At 31.4% G+C, this 1866-nt stretch carries 2 protein-coding genes and 1 pseudogene; all 3 read right to left on the bottom strand.

What is annotated here, in order from left to right; all coding sequences use genetic code 11:
* Window positions 1–457 precede the first annotated feature (457 nt).
* The gene (locus HMPREF0083_RS07330) at window positions 458–901 is read right to left on the bottom strand and encodes a VOC family protein (protein ID WP_040301889.1); all 444 of its coding nucleotides are present in this window, start codon (window positions 899–901) and stop codon (window positions 458–460) included.
* A 146-nt stretch (window positions 902–1047) separates the two neighbouring features.
* Window positions 1048–1536 (bottom strand): PAZ domain-containing protein, encoded by a 489-nt coding sequence (locus HMPREF0083_RS07325; RefSeq protein ID WP_021620557.1) that lies wholly within the window; start codon window positions 1534–1536, stop codon window positions 1048–1050.
* A gap of 39 nt (window positions 1537–1575) precedes the next feature.
* Window positions 1576–1710 (bottom strand): annotated as a pseudogene (locus HMPREF0083_RS27925) (IS1595 family transposase); the annotation flags it as partial.
* Window positions 1711–1866 lie beyond the last annotated feature (156 nt).

Here is a 1866-nt window from a genome sequence, read left to right as displayed (position 1 = left end):
TGCCGTTTTATGCATTTTTTCATTGCCAAATACATTTAATCTTTAGTTAAATAATACTATTTAATATCTGTTGTTTATTTTATTAATATTAACTGAACAAATTCTGAACAAATTGTTATCTCTATAAAAAAATAGTGTTAAGAAAAATTTAAGAAGTAGAACTTCATAAAGTTTGCTGAAACAATTGTTGGTTTTAATAAGGAAATATATACTTGAAGTATATAAAAAGTTCCAAAACTCATCATTTTAGGAATCCTTGTAAATTAATCTCCTATTTTTCATATACGCTTATTTTCTAAACAAAATAATATAGCTTTAAAATAAAGTTTGATTAAAAATACCTCTCAAACCCACATTTTACGATAAATAAAAAGAATCCATTTTGAAAAAAATTGATCAAAATGGATTCTTATCCGACAAATTTAAGTTTGGTTTTTATAGAAAGGCTTGATCACTTTCAAGATATATAAAGTTTACTTTCGACTTGGTTTATAACATCATCAAAATTCTTTTCCTTGTCTATTCCCACTGAAAGTGTTATTAGATAACCATCAAGGTCCCTCAAAACAAGTTCACGAGCGTTCCAAGGACGATCAATAGGACCTTCTACAACTACTGCATTGGCCTTACTTGCCTTTTTCGAATATAGATCAACATCTTCCACAGAAATATTTAAAACGACACCCTTCCCGTTAGAATTCATATCATTTTGTTCTAATTCTGAAACCAACATTATGTCCTGATACTTTTTGCCTCGAATATGGGCCATTACAGTCTTCCCGTCTTTGCCCGGTAACTCAAACACGGATTCAAAATTTAGAACTTCCTTGTACCAGCAAAGAGAACTTTCCATATTGCTGACAGAAAGTTTTACAAACAAAGGCATAGGATAAAATTCCATTATGCTTCCCCCCATAACTAAGATACGTAAAACATAAGCTATTACGTGGCGTGAGGGTCAAGCATTTATCTTCTTTTAAACATTTAGGGGAACCCCATCAATCAGGGTTTCCCCTATTTTTGCTAAACTAACACACTTTTTATGCTTTAGTTCAAGAACACAGTTTCATTAAATGAAATTCCAAGACAGCTATACTTTATATTAACCCTATTTATTGCTTGATTATGGATAACACTAATCCCATAAATTTCATCTCTTTTAGTAGCAGTACCATCATCTAATTTTTTAAAGTAAGAGGAAGGAGATGCGCCTACTTTAATGGTTATATCCTCTATATTCTTAAATCCATATTTTATTGATTCCTCATTATTATAATCATTAGTTATGATGAAACCTTGTAAAGCATTACTAGCCTGTACTTTTGTTTTTGATGGTCTTTCATTGTTATTAACTGAAACATCTAATATTTTCACTTTACGAAAGCCCTTATTACCAATTCCAACAACAACTGATTTATTATCTTTGCTTGAAGCAAGTGTACCAATATCCAATGGTGGATTAAATTTCGCAAAGGAATAAAAACCACCAATAGTTATTGCTAAAATTAGAACAAAAATCCAAAGTTTCTTCTTCAATCTCTCCCGTCCTTTACAGGTATTTATCTTTCATTAACCTATTTTATTAATTAGACGACCACCAACAGAGGTAGATGGCTGAACATAGAGCTTACCCCATTGATATACTTGTTCCTTTTGTGTATGTGGCAATTTATCAATGTGTTTTAGAGGATTTCTAAACGCTTTGCTCACCTTAACAACCTCACGAATGTTCGTTCTCATTTTATTATAGTAATATTTTGTAAAGGTTTCAAATATCAACATTGTTCTTTAACAGAGTCTAAATCAAGGGTGTTGATTATCCAGTATGATCTAGAGTGGGTCGTCACCACACCGTGCCCCAAACGG

The organism is Aneurinibacillus aneurinilyticus ATCC 12856, from assembly GCF_000466385.1.
Classification (GTDB): domain Bacteria; phylum Bacillota; class Bacilli; order Aneurinibacillales; family Aneurinibacillaceae; genus Aneurinibacillus; species Aneurinibacillus aneurinilyticus.
Note: the sequence above shows the minus strand (reverse complement) of the source record. Positions and strands in the feature narration are given on the sequence as shown.